Source organism: Enterococcus sp. AZ067 (assembly GCF_051715005.1).
Lineage (GTDB): Bacteria > Bacillota > Bacilli > Lactobacillales > Enterococcaceae > Enterococcus_D > Enterococcus_D casseliflavus.
On record NZ_JBIOSY010000001.1, the window covers coordinates 3029612 to 3052731 of the forward strand.

Consider the following 23120-nt stretch of genomic DNA (forward strand, 5'->3'; position numbering starts at 1 on the left):
TACAAACACTCGATTCCTTCTCTAGCAAGCCAAGAACGAATCGAGTAGTCATTAGTTTGGAAAATCAAAGTAGGTTTTCGCATTGTGATAAGAGATATCTGCGACGATCTGCCCTAAATATATTTCATCTGCTGGTAGTTGTCCGTCTTCTACCCATTCACTGATCACCTGACACAAAATCCGCCGGAAATACTCGTGGCGTGGATAAGACAAAAAGCTGCGAGAATCCGTCAGCATGCCGACGAAGTTTCCAAGAATCCCGCCTTCTGCTAGGGTCGTCAACTGATGTCGCATACCAGAATACGTATCATTGAACCACCAAGCAGAGCCTAATTGCAGCTTGCCTTTGCTCTCTTCTTGGAACGCCCCCATCAGCGCAGTCAACACTGGATAATCTTTGGGGTTCAGTGAATACAAAATCGTCTTCGGCAATAAACTTTCCGCCTGAAGCTGCGTCAATGTCCGACTTAAGCCCCTCGCTAGACGATCGTCCCCCATCGCATCACCGCCGCTATCAGGTCCTAGTTGTTGGAAAAGTTTTTGACTGTTGTTGCGAGTCGCCATCAGATGCAATTGCGCGGTCCAGCCTTGCTTTGCGTATTGGCGCATCAAGTCAATCAGCAAACCGGTTTGAAACTGTCTGATTTCTTCATTAGTCAGTGTCCCAGTAGTCAAACGCTTCTGAAAAATCGCTTCAAGTGCAGTGGTATCGTAGGCTTCCTCTCCAAGACGTGATAGACTGTGATCTGCTAAACGACAGCCCCGTTGCTGGAAGTAAAAAATACGTACGGCCAATGCTTCAACCAGCGTTTGATAGCTAGTGATTTCTTTGCTCGCAGCTGCAGCCAATTGCTTAAGGTATGCTGGAAATTCTGAATTCTGCAGATTGATTGCTTTGTCAGGACGAAAGGTAGGATACACAGCAAAGGATTCTTCTGCCAGCTTTTGATGATACGTCAACGAATCAATGGGATCATCCGTCGTACAGATCACCTCAACTTCCATCTTTTTGATCAGCCCTCGTGGTGAAAATTCCTTCGTCTGCAACTGTTGATTGGCTTTTTCCCAAATGCTTGCTGCATTGGCTAGTGTCAACCGCTCATCAATACCAAAGATTCGCTTCAATTCCAAATTGGTCCAGACATATAAGGGATTGCCAATGCAAGCCTCCAAGGTCTGCGCCCAAGCACAGAATTTTTCGTAGTCGTCAGCATCGCCAGTGATCAAAGATTCTGCAACACCATTGGCTCGCATCAAGCGCCATTTGTAATGGTCCCCCGCCAGCCACGCTTGGGTCAGATTGGTGAAGTTTTGGTCTTCGAAAATCTCTTTCGGATCTAAATGACAATGGTAATCAATGATCGGCTGCTTTTTTGCATACCCATGGTATAACTCTTTGGCAAAGCTGTTTTTCAAAATAAAATCGTCAGTTAAAAACATTTTTTCGCTCCTTTTCTTAACGCCCCACGCTCTTGTCGATGGCTTCCCACAACCCTAATAAGTAGGAAGCGCCGATCGCCCGATCATATAAGCCATAGCCTGGACGTCCCGTTTCTCCCCAGATCATTCGCCCATGATCTGGTCGAATATAGCCGTCAAAGCCATTTTTGTACATCACTTCTAGGATCTGATACATGTCTAACGAGCCTTCAGAGGAAAGATGCGGTGCTTCATAAAAGTCTTTGTCATTGCCCAAGTATTGAATGTTACGAACATGGGCAAAAGGAATCCGATCCCGGCGACAAAACTCAGCCAAAATCTCATAGACATTATTGGCTGGGTCTTCGGCGATACTGCCAGTACAAAGTGTGATACCATTTGACGGACTGTCGATCACGTTGCAGACCCAATCCAGATCATCACGGTTTTTAACGATACGCGGCAGACCAAAAATCGAATAGGGAGGATCATCTGGATGAACAGCCATCTTGATGCCGACCTCTTCGCAGGTGGGAATGATGGCTTTTAGGAAATAAGCAAAGTTTTCTCTTAATTTGTCATCATCGACATCCTTATACGCAGCAAACAATTCTTTGACATGTGCCAAACGTTCTGGTTCCCAGCCTGGCAAGGTATAGCCAGAGCTTGACTCCTCAACTTCTTTGACGATCTCTTCTGGGTCTTTGTCGATCCCTGCTTTTTCAAATGCCATCGTAGAAGAGCCATCGGCTAAGCGATAATCGAGATCCGTTTTGATCCAATCAAAAATCGGCATAAAATTATAGCAGATCACTTCGATCCCGTATGCTGCCAAATTACGAATCGTTTCTTTGTAGTTTTCGATATACAGGTCTCTCGAAGGCAAGCCAATCTTGATGTCATCATGAATATTGACACTTTCGATCACCTTCAGAGAAAGTCCAGCTGCTTCGACTTCTTCCACGAGCGCCTTGATCCGTTCTTTGGGCCAAACTGCTCCAGCAGGCAAATCAAAAAGTGTGCCGACGATGCCTTTCATCCCAGGAATTTGACGGATATCTGCTAACTTGATTTTATCGTATTCTTTTCCATACCAACGAAATGTCATTTCCATTTTTTATTCGATCCCTTCTACTGTTTCATGTAATGTTTTACGGACTGCGCCGGTTCCTGCTAGCATCTTAGTGAACAAGTGACCCACGTTTTCAGCGATTCCTGCTTGATAGAGATCCAAACCAAAAATCTGCGGATTTGCTAAGATTGGTCGAATGATCCCTTGAACATCGGCGGCTGTCCCCAACTGACACTCCCGTAAAATCTCTTGCAATTCTGCTAAGAGGGGATCAGGACTTGGGACAAATGGATGGCCTTCATCATCGATCGCTAAGAGATAACGCAACCAGCCAGCAATCGCTAAGGGAATGTAAGTCAGCTCAGAAGCCGAGCCTTCTTTCTCCACATACTTTTTGATGGTTTCGCCAAAACGGATGGCGATTTTCTGTGAGGTATCTGCGGCGATCCGCTGTGGGGTGTCAGGAATCAGGGGATTCGGTAAACGAAGACCGACCACCTCATCGATAAATTTCTCTGGCTGAATAATCTCTGGATCTTCCACTACCGGTAAGCCTTCACGATAGCCGATTCCTTTGATCAAAGCGACAATATCTGGATCCATCATTTCCGCAGCAATGGATGTATAGCCGAGTAAACAGCCGAACAAACTCATTGCCGTATGCAGTGGATTCAAGCAAGTTGTGACTTTCATACTGTCGGTTCTGTCGACGATCTCTCGACTCGTCAAGATCACCCCCGCTTTATCCAAATTCGGGCGACCATTTGGAAAATCATCTTCAATCACCAAGTAATGAGTCGCCTCTGTGTTAGCAAACGGAGCGATATTCGTTCCTTTGTCGGTACGGATGACTGGCTGCTGCTGAATGCCAGCTGCTGCTAATTCTTCTGCAACTGCTGTTGAAGGATTTGGCGTAATCCGATCGATCATTGACCACGGAAACGTCACCTGCGCGTTGTTTTCTAAGTATCGGACAAACGCTTCTGAAACATGCCCCAGCTTTTGCCATTCTTTTGCAATGGTGACAATCGCAGCTTGGAAACGGAGCCCATTTTGCGAAAAATTGTCGGTAGAGACCATAGCGATCGGAAGTGCCCCTGCCTGAAAACGATCCCATAAAAAGCTAGCCAAAATGCTCATTGTATGGTTGACCTGATGAGGACCCGCAGCGAGATCCGCTTGTACGACAGGCAAAAAATTCCCCTGACTGTCTTTTAAGCCGTAGCCTTTTTCTGTGATTGTTACGGTGACCAGCTGCACAGAAGGATCGCTAAACAGCTGACGTACCTTTTGATAACTATCGGTGCAAGATGGATGACAATAATAACTGGCAGCTGTCGATTGCAAAAGTTTTTTCGTTAATTGACCATCCTCATGCATGATCACTTCCAGAATATCATTCTCATAAGGTGTATATACTTGATCGATTATCTGTTCATCAAATGTTTCGCAGACAACGATGCCGCTCGATAATTCGTTCTGATCAATCAAGGATTGTGCGATTTCTGCATGAAACGCTCGGTATAAATTTCCTCCGCCAAAATGAAGCCATCTCGGCTGTATTGCTGTTTGAGCATCAATCGCTGCTTTTTTTTCAGCAGGAAAAATGACGTGCGCCTTTTTCAAGACATTGTGATCAAACATGAATATCCTCCTTAAATTACACAAACTGATATATTAGTATTCTAATCTACACAAAAGAAAAATGCAAGCATTTTCAAGAGAGAAACCTGCAATTTTTTTGTTCGCAAGAATGATTCTTCCCTGCGAACAAAGGCTAGTATTTTCTCTAGACTGTTCCATTTCTGATTTGACCTTACTGCGTTAAATGAACAAGACAAAAAAACACAGTGAAGTGGCGTTCACTTCGCTGTGTTTTGTAATAGGCATAGCAGAATTTGACTGTGTTTCGCATCATTCAATGGGATGATAACTAAAACCTTGCCCCAGTACTTCCGAGACATTATTGACGATCACAAACGCTTTTGGGTCAATAGTCTCAATGATTTGTCTGATCTGCATAAACTCTTGGTCGCTGGCAACGATCAGCAGCACTTGCTTGTCGGCTTGCTGGTAACCGCCTTGGGCAGCCAACAGGGTCGCACCCCGAGCTGTTTTATCAAAGACCGCTTCTCGAATCTCATTCACGTGGTTCTCACTTAAGATCATGATAGATTTCTTTCGGTTAAAGCCGGTTTCAATGTAGGTCATCACACCAGAGGTGATCACGATCGATAAGATCGCAAACAAGAACTCTTCAAACCCGAAAACGAACAAGTTCATGGAAACAACGATCGCATCGGTCGCCAGCAAGCCAATCGCTGGATTCAAATTAAAGTATTTCTTGAAAATCAGCGGTGGAATCGTTGTGCCGCCGCTGGAAGACTGATTTTTGTACAAAATCGCTACTCCTAAAGCAAAAATTGCACTGCCAAAAATCACGGAAAGCAACCGGTCTTCAGCCACCATATATTCTGGGACTAAAGCAATTGCTACTGGAAAAGCAAAACTACCATAGAGGACTTTCAAAAAAGGCCCCTTCCCTAAAAAGGCATAGGCAAGAATAAGCATGAGAATATTCAAGACCATGATCACAGCCGCTCGATCCCAACCGAGTGCTGACTCTAATAAAATACCGATTCCGCTGACACCGCCAGCTGCCACATGATGCGGTCCTAAAAATAAATTGATGCTTGCCGCTAACAAGAAAAGTGCTGCGGTGATTTTTCCATAGGTTTTCAGAATTGTCATTTGTTTCCTCTTTTCTCTGTTATTTTCACGGTTTATTCAAGCTGCTTTGCAGCCATTCTTACTCCTCACTATACGCCCATTTGATGTCACCGACAAAATTTATGTTTAGCCAGAGGGAATAACCGGAAATCTGTTGGCTGATTGCCTGATTCAATCGTTCTCGCAAGGGATCTTGCTGACCTACTGTATCGAGAGGAGTTGCAGGTAAAATCACTACATCTAATTCCACAATGACTTGATTACCGACTTTGGCGGTACGTAACACAAAGTCCACCACTTCTTCTGCGCGCAATTCTTTTTCAACGATCGTCATGATGGTCTCCCGCAGTTCTTCTTTTGGGGTAGAGGAAGTCAATTCTAAAATCGCTGCTTTCAACTCTTTTATCGAAAGCTGGATAAAGAACAAGGTGATCCCGATGGAGATGATTGGGTCGACATACATCGCAAAATTCCCATAGGGACTGGCTTGGATCAGCCAGGACACAAGAAATGAACCGACGACACCCAGACTAAAGAAAAAGCCGAAACGCCATTGTTCTAGTTCCACCCAATAAAAGGGATGGGTCAGTGGTTTCTTTTTTAAGTACAAGTAAAAAGAGAAACAGTAGATCGTACCAACCAGCGAGAAATACAAACCGATTGGATCAATCATGCCATCACTGACGTGTAATAAACTAAAAGCAGACTCAATGATCCCATAAATTGAGATCAGCAGGATGATACTATATTGAATAAATACCACTAATGGCATCAATGCCTCTTTACCGAATGGGAAACGTTCAAAATCTTGGGCTTGGATATATTTTGCCACGTACAAAGCAATCAGTGACATCACTGCACCAATCAATGTATAGACCCCATCTAACAAGAGGACGTTATAACTGACCAGCAACCCAAAAAGCAAGGCACCGCCACCATAGATACTCCCAGCGACAATCGATGCCAACAAAAGCTTGCGTATTTTTTTCTTTTCACTCATGATATTCCTCATCTTTCACAAAAAAACTATTCTTTTGATTGCGTTCTTCTATCTATAAGCCTATCTTCCCATATAAATAACATGAAAAACAGTCAATTTTTTCATACAAAGCGGAAAAAAATAGTGTTGCTGTCAATCATTCACTCTATTCTCTAATGACGTATATACGGTTTTCCTCTTCCTCTCTTTTTACATTCTGGTGTAAATCCCCTTGACTACACAGATTGATTCCCTTATCATCAAGGGTAACCATATTCAATCAGAATTTTCAGAATATTCCGTTATATTTTTCATGACGGCGATTCATTGGAAGACAGGGAGGATGAAGAGAGTGAAAGAAACAAAACAAGTCCCATGGACAGGAGAACCAAATCAACGTGCGATCAACTATTTGAATGAAGAAGGCAAAGTGATCGTTTGCCCAACCAAAGTCGGCTATATCATTGCCGTCTCTGATAAAAAAGGGCTGGAACGCAAGTTTTCAGCAAAGAATCGCAAGCGTAACAAACCAGGCGTCGTTCTTTGCAGCTCATTGGAACAGCTACATGAATTAGCCGAATTAAATGCGGAAACCGCCGCCGTTTACGAAACTTGCTGGAACAATGACGTGTTATTCGGTGCGATTTTGCCTTGGAAAGAATCAGGAAAAGCCTATATCCCAAACGATGGTTCAGAAGAATTGATGACGGACGTTCGGGGAACCAGCTGTTTTGTGATCAAATTCGGTGTCCCTGGTGAGCAGATTTCAAAAGAACTTTGGGATCAGAAAAAGAAATTGCTTTTCGCCAGCTCAGCGAACCCTTCAGGCAAAGGAAACCGCGGACTTGTTGAAGGGATCGGTGAACAAATCGCGCAAGAAGCCGATCTAATCATTGAAGGCAACAACTATGTTGCATCGATCCAACCAGACAAAACGCTGGAAACCCGCTATGAGCAAGGAGTCATGGTTTCTTTCGTTGATAAAGACGGCAACTTGATTCCTGAGCAAGGAGACCAACGCTCCATCACTCCCGCACCTGTTTTGATCCGTAAAGGACTCGATGTTGAAAAAATCCAAATGTACCTTTCTGATCACTTCAACTCATGGGACTATCGCCACGGGGAGTACTATTAAGTCTTTTTGTAATAGACAAACGCTTGTTGATCCTCTATTCTAAATCAGTACAGCTATATTTCGTCAGATTCAACAGCAGTTGGAAACTGTCATCGAAACAAACGAAAGAGAGTGAAGACCGCCTTGCGAGTCTTCACTCTCTTTTTTTCAGCAATTTCATTGATTCTTTCGCTTGATTTTTCGAGCATCCAGCAACCATACGTTTAAGAAATCGGACATCGTTTAGTCTATCTGCTGTATAGATTGCTGTTTGAGCCATCCGTTGGGTAAAGGTATGTTTTCTTATCGTGCTTCCCAGCGTTTTTTGATTTCAAAGGCAATCGATTTTGGTCTGCGGTCGCGAGTAAATATCCCCTTCTTATTGCCATCGATCCGACGAATATTCGCAGCTGTTGCAAAATCAGCAAAATTCCATAAGTGTTCCCCAACAACGTAATCTAAAGCATCCAGCACTTCAAAATTGGCTTTGTAAAAATCAATTTGGAATTCTTCTGAATAAGGTGTCCGATAGAGTGAATGCAAGCCTGAAATCGTGTCCGCTCCGAATTCAGAAAACATGATCGGTTTATCAGGGTACTTTTCGTGCCACTTTTCAATTTCTTGTCGAAGCCCTATCATTGCAGAGTCAAGATCCCCGTGCTCTATATACCAGCCATAATAGCGATTCAAACAAAGAATATCAACGAGTTCTGCTGCTTGATCTAAATCTGGCGATGCATTGACGATGTTTGGTATCACAATAGGCCGTTTTTGATGGTCCAATGCTTTAGCCAATTCAACCAACGGTTTAAAATATGCTCCGGCACCTTCTTGATGACTCGCTGGCTCATTCGCGATCGCCCATACAACCACACATGCATGGTTCTTATCACGTTCAATCAACTCTTGAATCACCTTGTGATGGTTCTCATGTGTTCTCAGCGTTTCCCAAGTATTCTTCTTGTTATTGTTCAAATTGACATCTACGTGAAAATTAGTAAACAGTCCCACACCGGGAACCTCGTCAATAACAACGATTCCTTCACGATCAGCAAGCCGCATTTCTTCTTCTGAATAAGGATAGTGTGATGTTCGAAAAGAATTCGCACCCAGCCATTTCATAAGGTTTTTATCCAGATTCGCAACAGCGCCGTTGTACCCCTTACCTAATACAGGGAAATCTTCGTGTTTGCCGAAACCTTTAAAATAAAACTCTTTATCATTGATATAGACTTTATTCTGTTTTATTTGAATCGTTCGAACACCGAATTCTTCAGTATAGGTATCGATCAAAAGTTCTTTATCAAAGAGCGATACCTCCACTCGATAAAGATAAGCATCCAACGGTTGCCAGAGTCGAGTTTCAGAGATTACTAGCGGTTGTTCAACATCACTGCTTTGGGCGATCAACTGATTGTCTTCATCCCAAATTTTCAGCTTGATGGTATCATAGTTCCCAGTAATAGACACTTCTGGCCGAACCGTTGTTACCCCACCGTGATACTCATAATGGATCACGATATCATCAATATATGTTTTTTTCGTTGTGTATAGTTTCACAGGACGATGGATACCACAATAATTGTAAAAATCAAAACGAGGTGTTACCGATGGTCGGCCATTTTTTTCTTGATAAAATCCACATGGCAGTGTACTTTCATCCAAGATATTTGAAACACACACTTTTAAATCGTTTTTCCCAGCATGAACCAAAGAATCAATGTCTATTTCAAAGGGAGTAAATCCGCCAATATGATGAGCTGCTTTTATTCCATTGATATAAACAACTGCTTCATGAGTCACGGAGGCAAAGCGCAACACTTTTCTTTCATCCATTAGAGAAATCGGGATCATCATTTCTGTTTCATACCAGAAGTTTCCAACATGTTTCCTAATTGTTTCATCAATTACTTGGTCATCAATAGACCCTGGTACCGCGATCAAGAAAGGATCTTTCAAAGGTTTCGCTGGATCAATTGCTTCATTCTGTTTTTCAACTTGAACACGCCAGATGCCGCTTAAATCGATCAGCGAACGTGTTTCATTCATCACGGGATACAACATTTTATCTACCTGCTTTCTGCATGTTTTTGTTCCTCTAAGTATGCATCTTTATCGATCAATTTGAACCATGGATACCAAAGGATCGGCGACAAAATCAACTGCAAAAGAAGCTGCAGAATAATGATCGATACACTACCGCCAATACTAGCATGAAACCCTACTGGCAATCCAAAGATCGCTTGTGCACCAATCGTTCGTTCGATGAATCCGATATTGGTTAAGAAGTACGCGATTCCTAAACAAATCGAATTATTGAAAATAAAAGGTACAGCCATTTTAAAGTTTAGAACTAATGGAGTTCCAAAAATTACCGGTTCAGTGATACCAAATAATGCTGGGATGATCGAAATTTTTCCCATCTCTTTATAGCGTTGGCTTTTGCTTACAAACAGCATCAGCAAGACCAGTCCCAATGCCGATCCTCCCCAGCAAACGATATTGATAAATGCATGAGTAACAATATTCGGTAATGGCTGCCCTGCTTCATAGGCAGTCAGATTCTCAACATTCAAAGCCATCCAGATCGGTGTGACGATTGGTCCAATAACATTCGTTCCATGAATACCCAAGAACCACAAAAATTGTTGAAAAGCAATAATCAGCATGACCGCCCAGATAGAACTTCCGACTCCTTGCAACGGCGTTTGAACGATCGTAAAAATCAGCTGATGCAGATTGCCAAAGGAAGTAAGACTAAACAAGTACGCGACAAAACCGGAAAGTGTACCCAATAAAATAGTTGGGATCAGTGCTTCGAATGAACGCGATACCATGGGTGGGACACTCGCAGGCATTTTGATTGTCCACTTCCGTTCCTTAATAAATACATAGCCTCGACCAACTAAAAGCCCAATTATTATTGCAGAAAACATACCGCTCGTTCCAATCCAAGTAAGTGGAATCGCAGTGATATTAGCCTCGTCGACGGTATAATTGCCTAATGGTGTAAAGATCAAGAAGCTCATGATTGCAATCAACCCGACAGTTGTACCATCTTCTCCCAAGTTAAATTTGGCCGTCAAATTTTTTGCTATCAAAAAGACAAGATAAATTGAAATTGCACCAATCGTCAAATTGTTGATTGCGCCAAAAAACACATCAAGTCCGATAGTGACGAAAAATTCCGCAACACTTGGTATTGGGAATGCACGAAAAATAACTGCAAATGAACCAAAAATCATAATACCGATCAGTGCCATCATTGCATCAGAAATCGATTTTATATACTTATTATTACTGAATTTCGTGACCCCTGCCAAGACCCCATCAAAAGTAGCCATTATTTTTTCCATCTGTTTCTCCTTCTCTCTATAATATAAACTTCTTCCTTTGCTATTAATTAAAATGTGCACTTGTTAACTAATATATTAGAATATTAGCATGCGCTTTCAAAGGTTGCAATAGTTTTTTTTATCTTTATTAGTTATACTGAAAAGACAAACTAATATATTAATAAAAATAGGAGACGCCAAATGACTATAGCAAGCTATAAAGATGAAGCTTATCACATCATTAAAGAAAAGATTATTCGATTGGAATTATTGCCTGGGGAAAAAATCTCAAGAAAACAATTTGTGTCTATGCTGGATATCGGTGATACTCCCGTTAGAGAGGCCATTCTTCAACTGAAAAGAGAAGGGTTGTTAGTCATAAGACCTCAAAGCGGAACGTTTATCTCCAAAATAAATATGCAGCAAGTTCGGGAAGCAAAATTTGTACGAGAAAAATTAGAATCTGCTATTGTGGTTGAAGCGGTTGGAATTATTGATGATGCACAAATTGAATCCCTTCGGCAAATCGTCGAGATGCAAGAGATTTACCTAAAAAACGGCAACTCGGAAAAATTCTTTGAATTGGACGAAGAGTTTCACCAATTTTTTTACCTGGTGACCGATAAAACACATGTTTATACTTGGTTGCTGGATTTAAATGTTCATTTGAATCGCTACCGCCATTTGACCTTAAAAGTAAAAGACTTTGACTGGATGAACATCCTGCAGCAGCATTGGGATATTTATGAAGCGCTGAAAGCCAAAGATGCAGACCTTATCGCAAATTTAGTTTCTCGTCATTTAGACCTCGTTGATGAAAATTATGAAGCTGTTTATGGTGAGTTTCATGAGTACTTTGATTAATTCTATACGCTGGAAGCTGCAGACATAGGGTTGCTTGTTTGATTGCGAACCAGCATAAAAGACCAGTCCGATAGTTTCCGGACTGGTCTTTTATGCTTCAGACATTAACATGACTGATTAAGTATATTCATCCGTTCCCCCCTAATTATCACTTGACAACGAATGATCGCTCCTGCTGGTTCTCCGAACTTCGTGATTCATTTTTTTCGCCATCTATCATGAGTGATCGCTTCAAATGCTTCTTTCCTATCCCTTGATTCGATTTACAGACTGCTTGGTACTGCCGCAGTTTTCTTATCTTCCTCATTGCTTCTATTAACCAGTTCATTATTTTATAGAGTGTTAACCACGAATCGAAAAATACCCAACATAACTTTTAACTTATATAAATAGATCCTTCATCGCCACAAACATGAAACGATTGTGCTGTTGGTGACATCTTTTATGTATAGCAAAAAACCGATCTGACCACGAGCAGATCGGCTTTAGATCAGTTCATCACTTTTTGGATGTTCTATAACGGCACTATTTTTGTTCCGTGTACTTCATTGATCGACAATGCATCTAGAACAGATGCTGCGTTCCTATAAGTTATCCCTGCCCCTGGTAAAATAATCAGTCGATCAGCTGCATATTCTATAAGCTTTCTCAAATGAGCAAAATTTTCTACAATACTTTTGTGTGCAGGACCGCCATGAGTTAAAATCCGATGAACATTTCTATGACTTAGCCAATCAATCGCCTTTAGCTGTTTCTCAACTGTCAACTCATCAAAAGCCATATGAAAGGTAATTTGCATCTCCCCTGATGCTTTTATCAATCGTTCCATTACTTCCTCATCGATCCATCCATTTTTTAAACAACCAAAAACCACACCATCGGAACCAAGCTGTCGACAGATCGTAATATCCGCCAGCATCGCTGCAGACTCCTCTTCAGAAAAGGAAAAATCTCCTCCTCGCGGTCTTATCATTGTCATTACTGGAACTTCTTTAGAATGAGCAATCGCAAGGGCGTGTTTGATCACTCCATAGGAAGGGGTCGTCCCCCCAACCGCTAAGTTATCACACAATTCAATTCGATTGGCTCCAGAATCAATGGCTGCTGCAATTGTTTCCAAATTTTCTGCACAAAATTCTTTGATAACACTAGTCAATCGTTTGCTCCTCTCTAGGCATCCGAAAGCCGTTTCCTAAATATGACTTCTGCCAGCATTTAAATATGAAAAATCCGTTCTGCATAGTGTTTTTCAATCTGCAGATTTCGCTCATGACCGCCATCAATATTCGCACTTAGATAGACCGGCGGCTCATAGCCTTCTTCAACCATGAGTTGAATGGCTTCATACATTGTTTGCTGTAATAAAAGCACTGCAGCAAACGATGACGTTCCACAGACCCTTGTATCAAGGCCGTCAATATCCAAAGAAGCGTCGCCAAAAGCAGAATGATTATCCAAAATGACATCTGCAAACTCGTAAAGTTTTTTTCCGCTGCTGTGTCTCGATTCCGCACGTTTTGAGACATCTAAAGAAGTTACTACGATCAATTTATTCCCATGTTCTTTGATTTCTTTCGCCATCTCAATTGCCATAGGATTTCGACCAGAATTCGATATTAAGAAAAAAACATCACATTCATTAATCTGCACTTTATGCATCAATGTCTTGCCAACACCTTCGCACTGTTCATACATTCCGCCAGCAGGATCCATTATGACTTTTGTTGTAATCAAGCCTCCGGCTCTTCCACTGATTTCAATAGCCGCAGCATAGGAATGACCGCTGCCGAATGACTGAATGATTCCGCCATTCATAATTGCAGAAGCTGTGATTTTTGCCGCTTTAGTGATGTTTCCCGACTCATTTTCTTCCAGCAATTTCGTTAATCGTTTGCATTCTTCAAAAAAAGTTAACATCTTGAATTCACTCCTTTTTATACTGCTTCAGTTGTCTACATCACACCTAATACACGTAATAGAATTGATAGTACGATGATCCCTAAAATTGCTCGGGTCGAATTTACATGTTTTTTCCCTAATAGCCAATAAATGATTCCAACTAATAATGCTGGAATAAGCATTGGCATAATTTGATCCAATGTCTCTTGAATATTTAACGAGACTTCCCCAGTCTCAAAAGTCAACACAATCGGTGCCCTTACAACTGATGGAATCATTGCACCAATGACTGTAACCCCCAACAGAGTAGCAGCATTAGTCAAAGCATTGAGATGTCCAGACATACTGGTTACAAGCTTTACACCTTGATGATAGCCAATACGAACAGTGAAAAATCGGAAAACCAAAATCGCAATGTTGACTAATAGCCAAATCACTACACCTATCGCATTTCCTTGTAAAGCCAAGTAAGATGCAACAGAACCAAAGACCGTTGGAAATAACACGCCAAAAATTGTATCCCCGACACCAGCAAATGAACCCATTAGACCCGTTTTTAAGCTTGCAACTGTATCTTTAGCTTTATAACCCTCTGCCTCTTCCGCCGCAATGTCCATACCGAGAATAAATCCGCCCATATGAGGAGTTGTGTTAAAAAATTGACTGTGAACTTTCATCATTGCCTTTCGTTTTTCGCTGTCTTCACTGTAGAGCTTCTCAATGACTGGAAGCATCGCATATAAGTATCCGCCGCCCATCATACGTTCATAATTCCATGACAGCTGACTACCGTATAGCCAATCGATACTAACTTTATTTAAATCTTTTTGACTAATCTTCGTATTCATTTTCTGCTAGACCTCCTTTAGAATCATTCATCACGGCCGAAAAATTACCATTACCAACAGAAGTTGTCATTTTTTTAAACTGATAGAGCGCCAATGCAAATCCTAATAAAGCAACACCGAACATCGGCATCTGCAAATAGGCGACTGCTATAAAACCAATGATCAGGTAGGTCAGAAAGTTCTTTACAGGTAAATATCTCAGCAAAATGGCTATACCTACTGCCGGTAGCATTCCACCGGCAACAGACAATCCACCTGTCAACCACTCTGGAATAACATTTGAAACAAATTCAACAATCGTTTCTCCAAAACTAAATACGAGAAAAATTGGAACGCCTCTGGATAATCCCCAACTAAAGGTACCTAATAGATGATATCGTTTTATTTTTGCTGGTTTCATTTCATCAACTGCTTTATCAATTCTCTTTTGGAAAAACACATTACAGAATCGTGCGAGAATATCTAGTTGAATCATTAATAAAGCAACTGGTACTGCTAAACCAATACCAAATTCTACTCCTCGCCCGCTTGTCACTGCGAAGACAGTCCCGACAATTGCTGCAGTCATGTAGTCAGGTACACTTGCACCACCATATGCTTGAATCCCCAAACCCATAAGTTGTAGTGTTGCTCCAACAGCTAAACCCATCTCAAGGTCTCCCATGACAAGTCCTGTGATGGTCCCCATGATCAACGCTTGATTTGCAAAGATGTTTATTCCTAAATTCTCAACGATTGCATAGAATCCTAATAATGATAAAACGATGATTTGCCAAATCTCAATGTTCATCTCGTCCCCTGCTTTCTATATAATTGTGAAAAAGCTTTTTCTTCTTCCATTGGTACCATTTGAGCAGTAAAAATGATCCCTCGCTTTTCCAATTCTAATATTTTTTTGATCGCCTCTTCTTTTAAAAACAGTGATTTTTTCACTTGGATAGTTCCCTCTTTTGCACTCGCATTACCAAGATTGACATAATTGATTGGTGTACCTAAAGCGATCAGCTTAAATATACTTTGAATCGTCTTCGTAATGATCATCACCTTTTGTCCTTCGTATAGACCTTCTTTAAGACGCCTAGCAGCGGTTTCAACTTTCAGAATGCTCAGCTTTATACCTCCTGGAATAGCTGTTTTTAACGATGCTTTGGCTATTTCATCATCCACGATCTCATCATCAATAATCATCACTCGGTTTACACCAAGACTCCCTATCCAGAGTGTTGCTACTTGTCCATGAATCAATCGCTCATCCAGCCTTACATGTGCAATTCCGAGATGAGTTGTTTTGTTATTGTCACCATTTTCAAGTATGGGCGTAAGATTAGAAACTTTTTCTTTGTCCATCATTCTCGTGGACCGAATGGCTTCTTTTCCTTCTTTCAGCAAATCATTTACAATTTGCGCTAAGGAGACTTTGTCATTCATACGCAAACTAAACGCTTGAAGCAGCATTGGTACATTCATTCCTGCAACGATCTCAATGTTTCTTGAAGAAGTCTCTTTTAACTGGATAGCACAGTTAAAAGGTGTTCCGCCCCAAATATCTGCAAGAATCAAAATTTCATCTTCTTCGGCAAAACAATTTACCACCTCTTGTAATTCCTTCTTGAAATCTAACGGACTGGCTTCCGAATAAAAAACACAAGATTCAACATTTTCCTGAATACCCATTATCATTTCCGCCGTCTTCTTTATCCCCTCAGCGAATACATCATGACTTATCAAAACAATCCCACAACTCATTCAAGCGCCCCCTTTAATGTTAATTCAATAACTGAAACGAATTCATTTGGTTTGATGATTGGAACATTGAGCATCAGCATAGTCGGATCTAAAGCTTCCTTAATATGAACTTCTGTGATTTCTTTATAAAGATCAGTCGTCGCTTCCCGTTCTCCTCCTAAGTTTTTTGTATCTGAAAAACGTATTTCAGATCCATCATGAAGCAATCGTGCAAAAGAAACTTTCCCACCTAAATCAGGCAATAGAATTGTTCGATACGGCCAACTAAAAATATGAAGATACAATTTATCCCCTTTTTGAGTATAGCGGCAATCGATTGGTGGGCGATAGCTGCACGAAGTTGAACCATAGATCGATTCACCATTTCTGACAAGCCACTGCCCTACTTCTGAAAGGATAGATGCGCTTCGGTCATCCCACAACCCTCTGGCATTCGGACCGATGTTCATAGTAAAGTTTCCGCCTTTCGATACGGTATCGATAAGCTGTTTGAGAACTAGCTCACTTGATTTAAATTGAAGATTGTCACGATCATATCCCCAACTATTATTTAAAGTTTGAACAGTTTCCCACAGTGCATTTTCGTCTTCCAATCCTTTGTTTCTCGAAAATTGTTCCGGTGTTTGTACACCTCTACCTAATCCTAAACGATCGTTGATTAAAATATCGGGTTGCAACTGTAAAATTTGTGTTTCCAGAACCTTACTTCCCCAGTCTTCTGCTCCTTTTCCTAATGAAGTTCCCCAATCTCTACTTTTATATGAAAAGTCAAACCATATATAATCAATCTTTCCATAATTACTAAGCAGTTCTTTGACTTGATTTGACATAAATTTGCGATAAGTATGCATATCGCCAGGATGACGTTCAATATATTCGTGCTTATTTCTCATAGGATGGTAGCCGTCTACTTCAAATCCGTGGTGATGCCAATCCAGAAGAGAATAATACAGACCGATCTTCATTCCAACATTTCGGAAGGCTTCGATTAGTTCATTTAAGAGATCCTTTCGATAGTTTGTATTACAAATTTGATAATCTGTCTCCTTAGTATCCCATAAACAAAAACCATCATGATGCTTTGCGGTGATTATGACATATTTGAATCCTGCCTCTTTTGCTTTTTTTGCCCATTCGTTAGGATCTAATAAATCTGGATTGAAGTGATCAAAATATTTTTTGTATTCATCGACACTGATCTCTTCTAATGTCTGAACCCATTCATGTCTAGCCGCTACGGAGTACAATCCGAAATGGATAAACAAACCATATCTGCTTTCTGAGAACCATTTTTTTCTATTTGTAATTTCTGCCATGTTATCCTCCCGAAAATTCAAATTGATCGACCACCTAAATGATATCGGTTACATCTTGTTTTGGCTATATATGGAGAAATTCTTGATGTTTGTTCATAAATTTGTTCAATACTAAAAAAAAGCAGTTTTATCCGCTAAACTGACTATGACCTACGAAATTATTTATAAATTAGGAGGACACTATGACTGCTGTACTAGCATTCGATTTGGGCGCAACCAGCGCTCGAGGCATTGTTTATCGTTTAGAGAACGGTTACTTGGAAGAAGCTGAGGTTTTCCGATTTGACCAATACCAATACTACCTATCAAGCTCTAAAGAGTATCATTGGGACATGAGAAAGATAAAAAGAAACATCAAAAAAATTATTGCAAAAGCTTACCATCAATATCAAATCCAAAGTATCGGCTTTGATACATGGGGATGTGATTTTGGACTAATTGATGAAAATAATCAATTAGTGATGGATCCTCTAAGTTACCAAACCATGCTTCTTCAAGAAAATAGTCATTATGGAAGAGACTTGCCTGATCTCTTTCGTCAAAAAACAGGAATAGAAAATGCATCCATTAACAGCAGCTCGCAGCTTATCTATCTGAAAGAGAAACATCCAGAAAAAATAAAAAAAGCCAAAAAATTATTAATGATGCCGGACTTAATTCATTTTTTATTGACAGGATCGCTGCTTTCCGAGACGTCGATTGCTTCTACGAGTCAATTATTCGATTTAGAGAAAAACAACTGGTCCTGTGAATTACTAAAAAAAATAGACATTGATCCTGCTCTTTTTTCAACAATCGTGCTTCCTTATACACAGGTAGGTACTGTGCCTATTGAGCAAGCGGCTATTCCAGTCTACTCCGTTATGCAGCATGATACAGCCAGTGCTGTCTACGCATTACCGAGCACAGAACACACAAGCATTTTCTTGTCATCAGGCACATGGTCAGTATTAGGAAAAAAAGAAGAGAGCGGGATTTCTCTACGTCATCCTTTACAAAACGGCTATTCTTATGAGCAATCAGGCGATGGAAAGATTTTGCAGTTAAAAAACTTACTAGGCATGTGGTACATCGAAGAAGCATTGACAGCGATTCAAAAAAAGCATTCATTGACTATCGAGGATTTACAACCGCTTAACAATACCAAACCCCTCTCTTTTTATTTCGACACTGGCGATCACCGATTTTCTAAGAAAGGAGAATTCACCGCCCTATTGGAATCGTACGGTCAAAAACAAGGATATAGCCGACTTTCCTCTCCGCAAGAATTAATCACGACAATTTATCAAAACCTAGCTTTTAAATACGCAATGATATTTGAAGCTTTGATAACACAGTCGCCGCAAACAATTTTTCTTTTTGGCGGCGGAAGCAGGTCTTCTTGGTTAAATCAACTCCTTGCTGACTTAACCAAATGTACTATCACAGTATGTTATCCAGAGAGTTCCGCTTTAGGAAATGCGCTTGCACAATACACCTCTTTAAAAGAAATAAAGTCTCAAGAAGAATTGATTATGCTTGTGGCAAACTATGCTCCACTCAAACACTATTATCCAAAAAAAAATGATTCTTTTGAGGATGCCTATAAGATATATCAATCGCTATTCTCAAAGTAAAGATCTCTTTTAGCAAAAGACAGGAGGAATAAAAATGAATCATCCAAAAATCGGTATTAGACCAACTATTGACGGCAGACAAGGCGGTGTCAGGGAAGCACTTGAAGAGCAAACGATGGCGATGGCTGTAAGTGTGAAGGAGTTTATCGAATCAACTTTGTTTTATATGGATGGAACGCCGGTCAAATGTATGCTGCTGGATAAAACAATCGGCAGTTTTGCAGAAGCCAGCTTTGTAGACGATGCATTTGCAAGAAACGACGTCATTGCAACTTTAACTGTAAGCCCTTGCTGGTGTTACGGAACCGAAACACTTGATCTTCGGCCTGACACTTTTAAAGCGGTTTGGGGGTTCAATGGAACGGAACGACCAGGAGCAGTGTTTTTAGCTGCGGCTATGAGTGCCTACGCTCAAAAAGGAATGCCTGCTTATAAAATTTATGGAAAAGAAGTACAGGACCATGATGATACCAATATTCCAGAAGATGTGAAAGAAAAAATTCTGCTTTTTGCTCGCGCCAGTATTGCAGCGGGAGAATTAAAAAATAAATCCTATGTGAATATTGGAAGTTCCTCGATGGGGATTGCAGGAAGTCAGATTGATCAATCTTTTTTTGAAAAATATTTAGGGATGCATGTTGAATACGTAGATATGATCGAAATACTAAGACGAATTGAACTAGGTATCTATGATGAAAAAGAGTACCAGAAATTACGTGAATGGATTACTGAGTATTGTAATGAGGGGATCGATGTTAATAAAGGAAAAGATTATCCAGATGTAATAACACATTCTCGTTATATTCCAGATTCAGAACAGTGGAATTTTATTGCAAAGCAAACCATTATCGTTCGGGACATTTTATTGGGAAATCCGCGTTTAACTGAACTTGGTTGGGTTGAAGAAGCAAAAGGAAAAAATGCTATTTCTGGCGGCTTTCAAGGTCAGCGTCAATGGACTGATTGGTTGCCAAACGGAGATTTTTTAGAATCGATTTTAACAAGTACCTTTGATTGGAATGGTCCAAAACAGCCTATTGCTTTTGCGACAGAAAATGACACTTGTAATGCCGCAGCTATGCTTTTTGGAAGCTTACTCACAAATAAAGCTGCTGTTTTCTCGGATGTGCGTACTTTCTGGAGTCCAGAATCTGTCAAGCGGCTGACTGGTCATCAATTATCAGGAAAAGCTGCAAACGGTGTCCTGCATCTTTTAAATTCAGGTGCAAGTGCCCTTGATGGAAGCGGCGGCAGTCTAGACAATGACGGGATGCCTACCATGAAAGAGTTTTGGAATATGACAGATCGAGACATTAAAAATTGTTTGGAAAAAACGAAATGGTGTCGTGCAAATTATGAGTACTTCCGAGGAGGCGGTTTTTCCAGTCAATATCATTTACAAGCTGAGCTACCTTTGACCTTAATACGTATCAATCTGGTTGAGGGAGTCGGCCCCACCCTCCAACTTGCTGAAGGATATTCTTGTGTGCTCCCTTTGGCGATCCATGATACTTTAAACAATCGGACTGATCCAACTTGGCCCACAATTTGGTTTGCTCCTAATTTAGGTGAAACTGGATTTGAAGATGTCTATCGTGTGATGTCTTCTTGGGGAAGCAACCATGGTGCCAGTGTACATGGTCATATAGGAGCAGAATTAATCACTTTAGCAAGCATGTTGCGAATTCCAGTTTCTTTACACAATATACCTAGAGAACGATTGTTTCGACCACACGCTTTTGATGGATTTGGAACCAAAGATCTTGAAAGTGCTGACTTTGCAGCATGCAAAACCTTTGACGCATTCTATAAATAATAATGAAAGTAGGATAACAATGTATTCAGAACAAAAACAGCAATTAATTGATTATGGAAATAAGCTTATTGATTTAGGTTATACGCTAGGAACTGGCGGAAACCTTAGTCTTTATCTGCGGGAAAAAGATCTTATGCTGATTACTCCCTCTGGAATTCCATTTTCTGAGATCGCCCCTCAAGATATTGTTCTCATGCGCTGTACCGGAGAAATTATCGAAGGAATAAAAAAACCTTCAAGCGAATGGCGTATGCACGGTATTATGTATGAACAGCGCCAGGATCTCCATGCGGTCATTCATGCCCATACGCTTTACTCAACAGCTTTTGCTGTGGCAAGAAAACCTTTTTCTGCTTCTCACTATATGATCGCTGTCGCCGGCAAAAACGTCCGTTGTGCTGACTACGCATCTTTTGGAACGGAAGAACTTGCACAAAATGCTTTCAAAGCGATGCAAAATAGAAAAGCAGTTTTGTTAGCCAACCACGGGGTTCTTACAGGAGGGACAACTCTTTTTGATGCTTTTAACGTACTGGAAGAACTAGAATATTGTGCTAAGGTTCATATATTAGCAACTCATATCGGTAGTCCATCAATTATTAATGATGGGGAAATGGCCAACATGGCTGTCCGTTTTAAAACTTATGGACAGAAAAGGAACGATATATGATAAAATAAAGAAAATTCTTGCTAGGAGATAGAAGGATGACAGATTCTAGAAGGAAACAAATATTGACATTATTAAAAAAGCATAAAAAGATGGACAATATTGATCTACAGAAAGCTTTGTTCTGCTCTCTTTCTACACTGAGAAGAGATCTCCTGCTACTTGAAAAAGAAGGTTTGATCCGCCGATATCGTGGAGGCGTTGTACTTGAAGTTGAAAGAAACCATGTGATCTCAACTAGGTACCGAGAAAATGTCATGATTCATGAAAAAGAATACATTGCCGAGATTGCCAGTACCTTTTTAGGACCAGGAATGAGTATTTTTATCGATTCCAGTTCAACTGCCAAAGCGCTTCTTCCCTATCTGTCAGAGTTATCAAATAGCGTAATTATTACTAACGGACTACAAATTGCCTATGAATTATTACATGAAAGCCAAGAAGGGACAAAGATATATATGATCGGCGGCGAGGCGATAAAAGATGCAGAAAGTGTTGTTGGCGATTATGGCAACTCTTTCCTAAACTTGTTTCAAATTGATTTGTTTATTTTAAGTTCTACGGGTATCGACTCCGAGGGAATTTATGAGGCTAATTTTGCACAGGCCCTTTTTAAGAAGAAAATTATGCGTATGGCACAGCAGAACCTTCTGCTTGTCGATGATACAAAATTTGAAAAAAAACACGCGTATAAACTCGCCGATTGGTCAGCATTGGAGTGTATCATCAGTAATAAAAAACCGCCAGAAACATACCTAAAACGCGCACAAATACTTAATATTGATTTTTTGTTTTAATCTCAAAATTTTACTTGCAAGTTATGCCGCTCTATTTTTGGAACGAACTAAAAACTATAACTGCTTGCGGTTATAGTTTTTTTAGTTCGTTGACAGAAAAACGAGCTTCTTTGAAAGAGCGATATTTTCTTTGCGGTCCTCATTTAATCATCGACCACTTTATTTCTGCTATAATACCCTCATAAACACATAGGAGGTACTCGATGAAAAAGCATTCCTCAATTGCTTTCTAGGGGACGACGCCAATGACAGTGACTTTGGACTACACTTACTGCTGGGTTGTGGGCTGCCGCAACACAGTGCTTAGCACAATACGAAAAAACTAAGCGTGGTACGGATTGCGAAATCGCATGAAGCTGGAAGCAGAAGTAATCGTTACGGACGGTGAATGTGTCCCTAGCCAAAGAAGCCTGATGAAGAACGAACGGAACCCTTTTCTCTCAAAAGAAATCATTCTTTTGGAGGAAAGCAAAATGAGAAAAGATGAAAATACGACCTTTGTTTGTAAAAACTGCAGTACGCCTGTGGCACCCTTGACCAATGGTTCTTACCGCAACCATTGTCCCCAGTGTCTCTACTCGTTACACGTGGATATTCGCCCGGGTGATCGTCAAAATACTTGTCATGGCTTGATGCGACCGATTGACTATCGCCAACATTCCAAAAAAGGCTATCAGCTGCTGCATGAATGCACCCGCTGCAAAAACCAGCAGTGGAATATCGTGGCACAGGATACGCAACAGCCAGACCATTTTATTGAGTGGTTGACTCAAACCGCTGCGTATCACTAAAAAACCAAAGAAGACCATGCTTAAGGCTGGTCTTTTTTGTTTATCAGATCAACGGATCTCTTATACCACTAACTGCTCATAGACATTGTCGTCATAAGAAGCGCTTGCTTT

General features: G+C 40.7%; 20 protein-coding genes. 7 read left to right on the forward strand and 13 right to left on the reverse strand.

The window, feature by feature from the left end; all coding sequences use genetic code 11:
- Nucleotides 1-51: 51 nt before the first annotated feature.
- From uxaC to IGI82_RS14450, 5 genes are all read right to left on the reverse strand, one after another.
- On the reverse strand, nucleotides 52-1440 hold the full coding sequence (gene uxaC / locus IGI82_RS14430) for a glucuronate isomerase (protein WP_438842380.1): 1389 nt from the start codon (nucleotides 1438-1440) through the stop codon (nucleotides 52-54).
- A gap of 16 nt (nucleotides 1441-1456) precedes the next feature.
- Complete coding sequence (uxuA, locus tag IGI82_RS14435; RefSeq protein WP_438842381.1) at nucleotides 1457-2533, reverse strand: mannonate dehydratase; 1077 nt, start codon at nucleotides 2531-2533, stop codon at nucleotides 1457-1459.
- Between the two features lie 3 nt (nucleotides 2534-2536).
- Nucleotides 2537-4135, reverse strand: coding sequence for a mannitol dehydrogenase family protein (locus IGI82_RS14440; RefSeq protein WP_438842382.1), 1599 nt, complete (start codon nucleotides 4133-4135; stop codon nucleotides 2537-2539).
- Nucleotides 4136-4405: 270 nt separating this feature from the next.
- Nucleotides 4406-5242, reverse strand: coding sequence for a YitT family protein (locus IGI82_RS14445; protein ID WP_005234105.1), 837 nt, complete (start codon nucleotides 5240-5242; stop codon nucleotides 4406-4408).
- A 58-nt stretch (nucleotides 5243-5300) separates the two neighbouring features.
- Nucleotides 5301-6221, reverse strand: coding sequence for a cation transporter (locus tag IGI82_RS14450; RefSeq protein ID WP_015510258.1), 921 nt, complete (start codon nucleotides 6219-6221; stop codon nucleotides 5301-5303).
- Nucleotides 6222-6543: 322 nt separating this feature from the next.
- Between IGI82_RS14450 and IGI82_RS14455 the strand changes: the two genes are divergently transcribed.
- Nucleotides 6544-7335, forward strand: coding sequence for an L-threonylcarbamoyladenylate synthase (locus IGI82_RS14455; protein ID WP_438842383.1), 792 nt, complete (start codon nucleotides 6544-6546; stop codon nucleotides 7333-7335).
- A gap of 282 nt (nucleotides 7336-7617) precedes the next feature.
- Here IGI82_RS14455 and uidA read toward each other — a convergent pair whose 3' ends face one another.
- Nucleotides 7618-9378, reverse strand: a complete 1761-nt coding sequence (gene uidA, locus IGI82_RS14460) for a beta-glucuronidase (RefSeq protein ID WP_438842384.1) — start codon at nucleotides 9376-9378, stop codon at nucleotides 7618-7620.
- Between the two features lie 5 nt (nucleotides 9379-9383).
- A complete protein-coding gene (locus IGI82_RS14465; protein WP_074535458.1) occupies nucleotides 9384-10670 on the reverse strand; it encodes a PTS sugar transporter subunit IIC in 1287 nt (428 codons plus the stop codon).
- A gap of 180 nt (nucleotides 10671-10850) precedes the next feature.
- On the opposite strand from IGI82_RS14465, the gene IGI82_RS14470 reads away from it, so the two are divergent.
- The gene (locus IGI82_RS14470; RefSeq protein WP_074535457.1) at nucleotides 10851-11513 is read left to right on the forward strand and encodes a GntR family transcriptional regulator; all 663 of its coding nucleotides are present in this window, start codon (nucleotides 10851-10853) and stop codon (nucleotides 11511-11513) included.
- 514 nt (nucleotides 11514-12027) lie between these two features.
- Here the strand turns inward: IGI82_RS14470 and IGI82_RS14475 are convergent.
- The 6 genes from IGI82_RS14475 to IGI82_RS14500 are packed head-to-tail and all read right to left on the reverse strand — an operon-like array spanning nucleotide 12028 to nucleotide 17322.
- Nucleotides 12028-12669, reverse strand: a complete 642-nt coding sequence (locus tag IGI82_RS14475) for a copper homeostasis protein CutC (RefSeq protein ID WP_438842385.1) — start codon at nucleotides 12667-12669, stop codon at nucleotides 12028-12030.
- Between the two features lie 59 nt (nucleotides 12670-12728).
- Nucleotides 12729-13430: an SIS domain-containing protein gene (locus IGI82_RS14480; protein ID WP_438842386.1), complete on the reverse strand. Its 702-nt coding sequence runs from the start codon at nucleotides 13428-13430 to the stop codon at nucleotides 12729-12731.
- 35 nt (nucleotides 13431-13465) lie between these two features.
- Entirely contained in the window at nucleotides 13466-14260 is a 795-nt protein-coding gene (locus IGI82_RS14485) for a PTS system mannose/fructose/sorbose family transporter subunit IID (protein ID WP_074535454.1), read from the reverse strand.
- Entirely contained in the window at nucleotides 14244-15050 is an 807-nt protein-coding gene (locus tag IGI82_RS14490) for a PTS mannose/fructose/sorbose/N-acetylgalactosamine transporter subunit IIC (RefSeq protein WP_074535453.1), read from the reverse strand. Before IGI82_RS14490 ends, IGI82_RS14485 begins: the two co-directional genes overlap by 17 nt.
- Complete coding sequence (locus IGI82_RS14495) at nucleotides 15047-16006, reverse strand: PTS sugar transporter subunit IIB (RefSeq protein ID WP_115232727.1); 960 nt, start codon at nucleotides 16004-16006, stop codon at nucleotides 15047-15049. The genes IGI82_RS14490 and IGI82_RS14495 overlap by 4 nt, the downstream gene beginning before the upstream one ends.
- Nucleotides 16003-17322: an alpha-L-fucosidase gene (locus IGI82_RS14500; protein ID WP_375818120.1), complete on the reverse strand. Its 1320-nt coding sequence runs from the start codon at nucleotides 17320-17322 to the stop codon at nucleotides 16003-16005. Before IGI82_RS14500 ends, IGI82_RS14495 begins: the two co-directional genes overlap by 4 nt.
- Nucleotides 17323-17504: 182 nt before the next feature.
- Here IGI82_RS14500 and IGI82_RS14505 point away from each other — a divergent pair, with 182 nt between their 5' ends.
- The 5 genes from IGI82_RS14505 to IGI82_RS14525 all read left to right on the forward strand — a co-directional run bounded on the left by IGI82_RS14505 (nucleotide 17505) and on the right by IGI82_RS14525 (nucleotide 23009).
- Complete coding sequence (locus IGI82_RS14505) at nucleotides 17505-18938, forward strand: rhamnulokinase (RefSeq protein ID WP_438842387.1); 1434 nt, start codon at nucleotides 17505-17507, stop codon at nucleotides 18936-18938.
- A 34-nt stretch (nucleotides 18939-18972) separates the two neighbouring features.
- Nucleotides 18973-20754, forward strand: coding sequence for an L-fucose isomerase (locus IGI82_RS14510; protein ID WP_115232729.1), 1782 nt, complete (start codon nucleotides 18973-18975; stop codon nucleotides 20752-20754).
- A 19-nt stretch (nucleotides 20755-20773) separates the two neighbouring features.
- Entirely contained in the window at nucleotides 20774-21424 is a 651-nt protein-coding gene (locus IGI82_RS14515) for an L-fuculose-phosphate aldolase (RefSeq protein ID WP_115232730.1), read from the forward strand.
- 35 nt (nucleotides 21425-21459) lie between these two features.
- Nucleotides 21460-22218, forward strand: coding sequence for a DeoR/GlpR family DNA-binding transcription regulator (locus IGI82_RS14520; RefSeq protein WP_074535447.1), 759 nt, complete (start codon nucleotides 21460-21462; stop codon nucleotides 22216-22218).
- A gap of 473 nt (nucleotides 22219-22691) precedes the next feature.
- Nucleotides 22692-23009, forward strand: a complete 318-nt coding sequence (locus IGI82_RS14525) for an RNHCP domain-containing protein (RefSeq protein WP_170927546.1) — start codon at nucleotides 22692-22694, stop codon at nucleotides 23007-23009.
- Nucleotides 23010-23120: the final 111 nt, after the last annotated feature.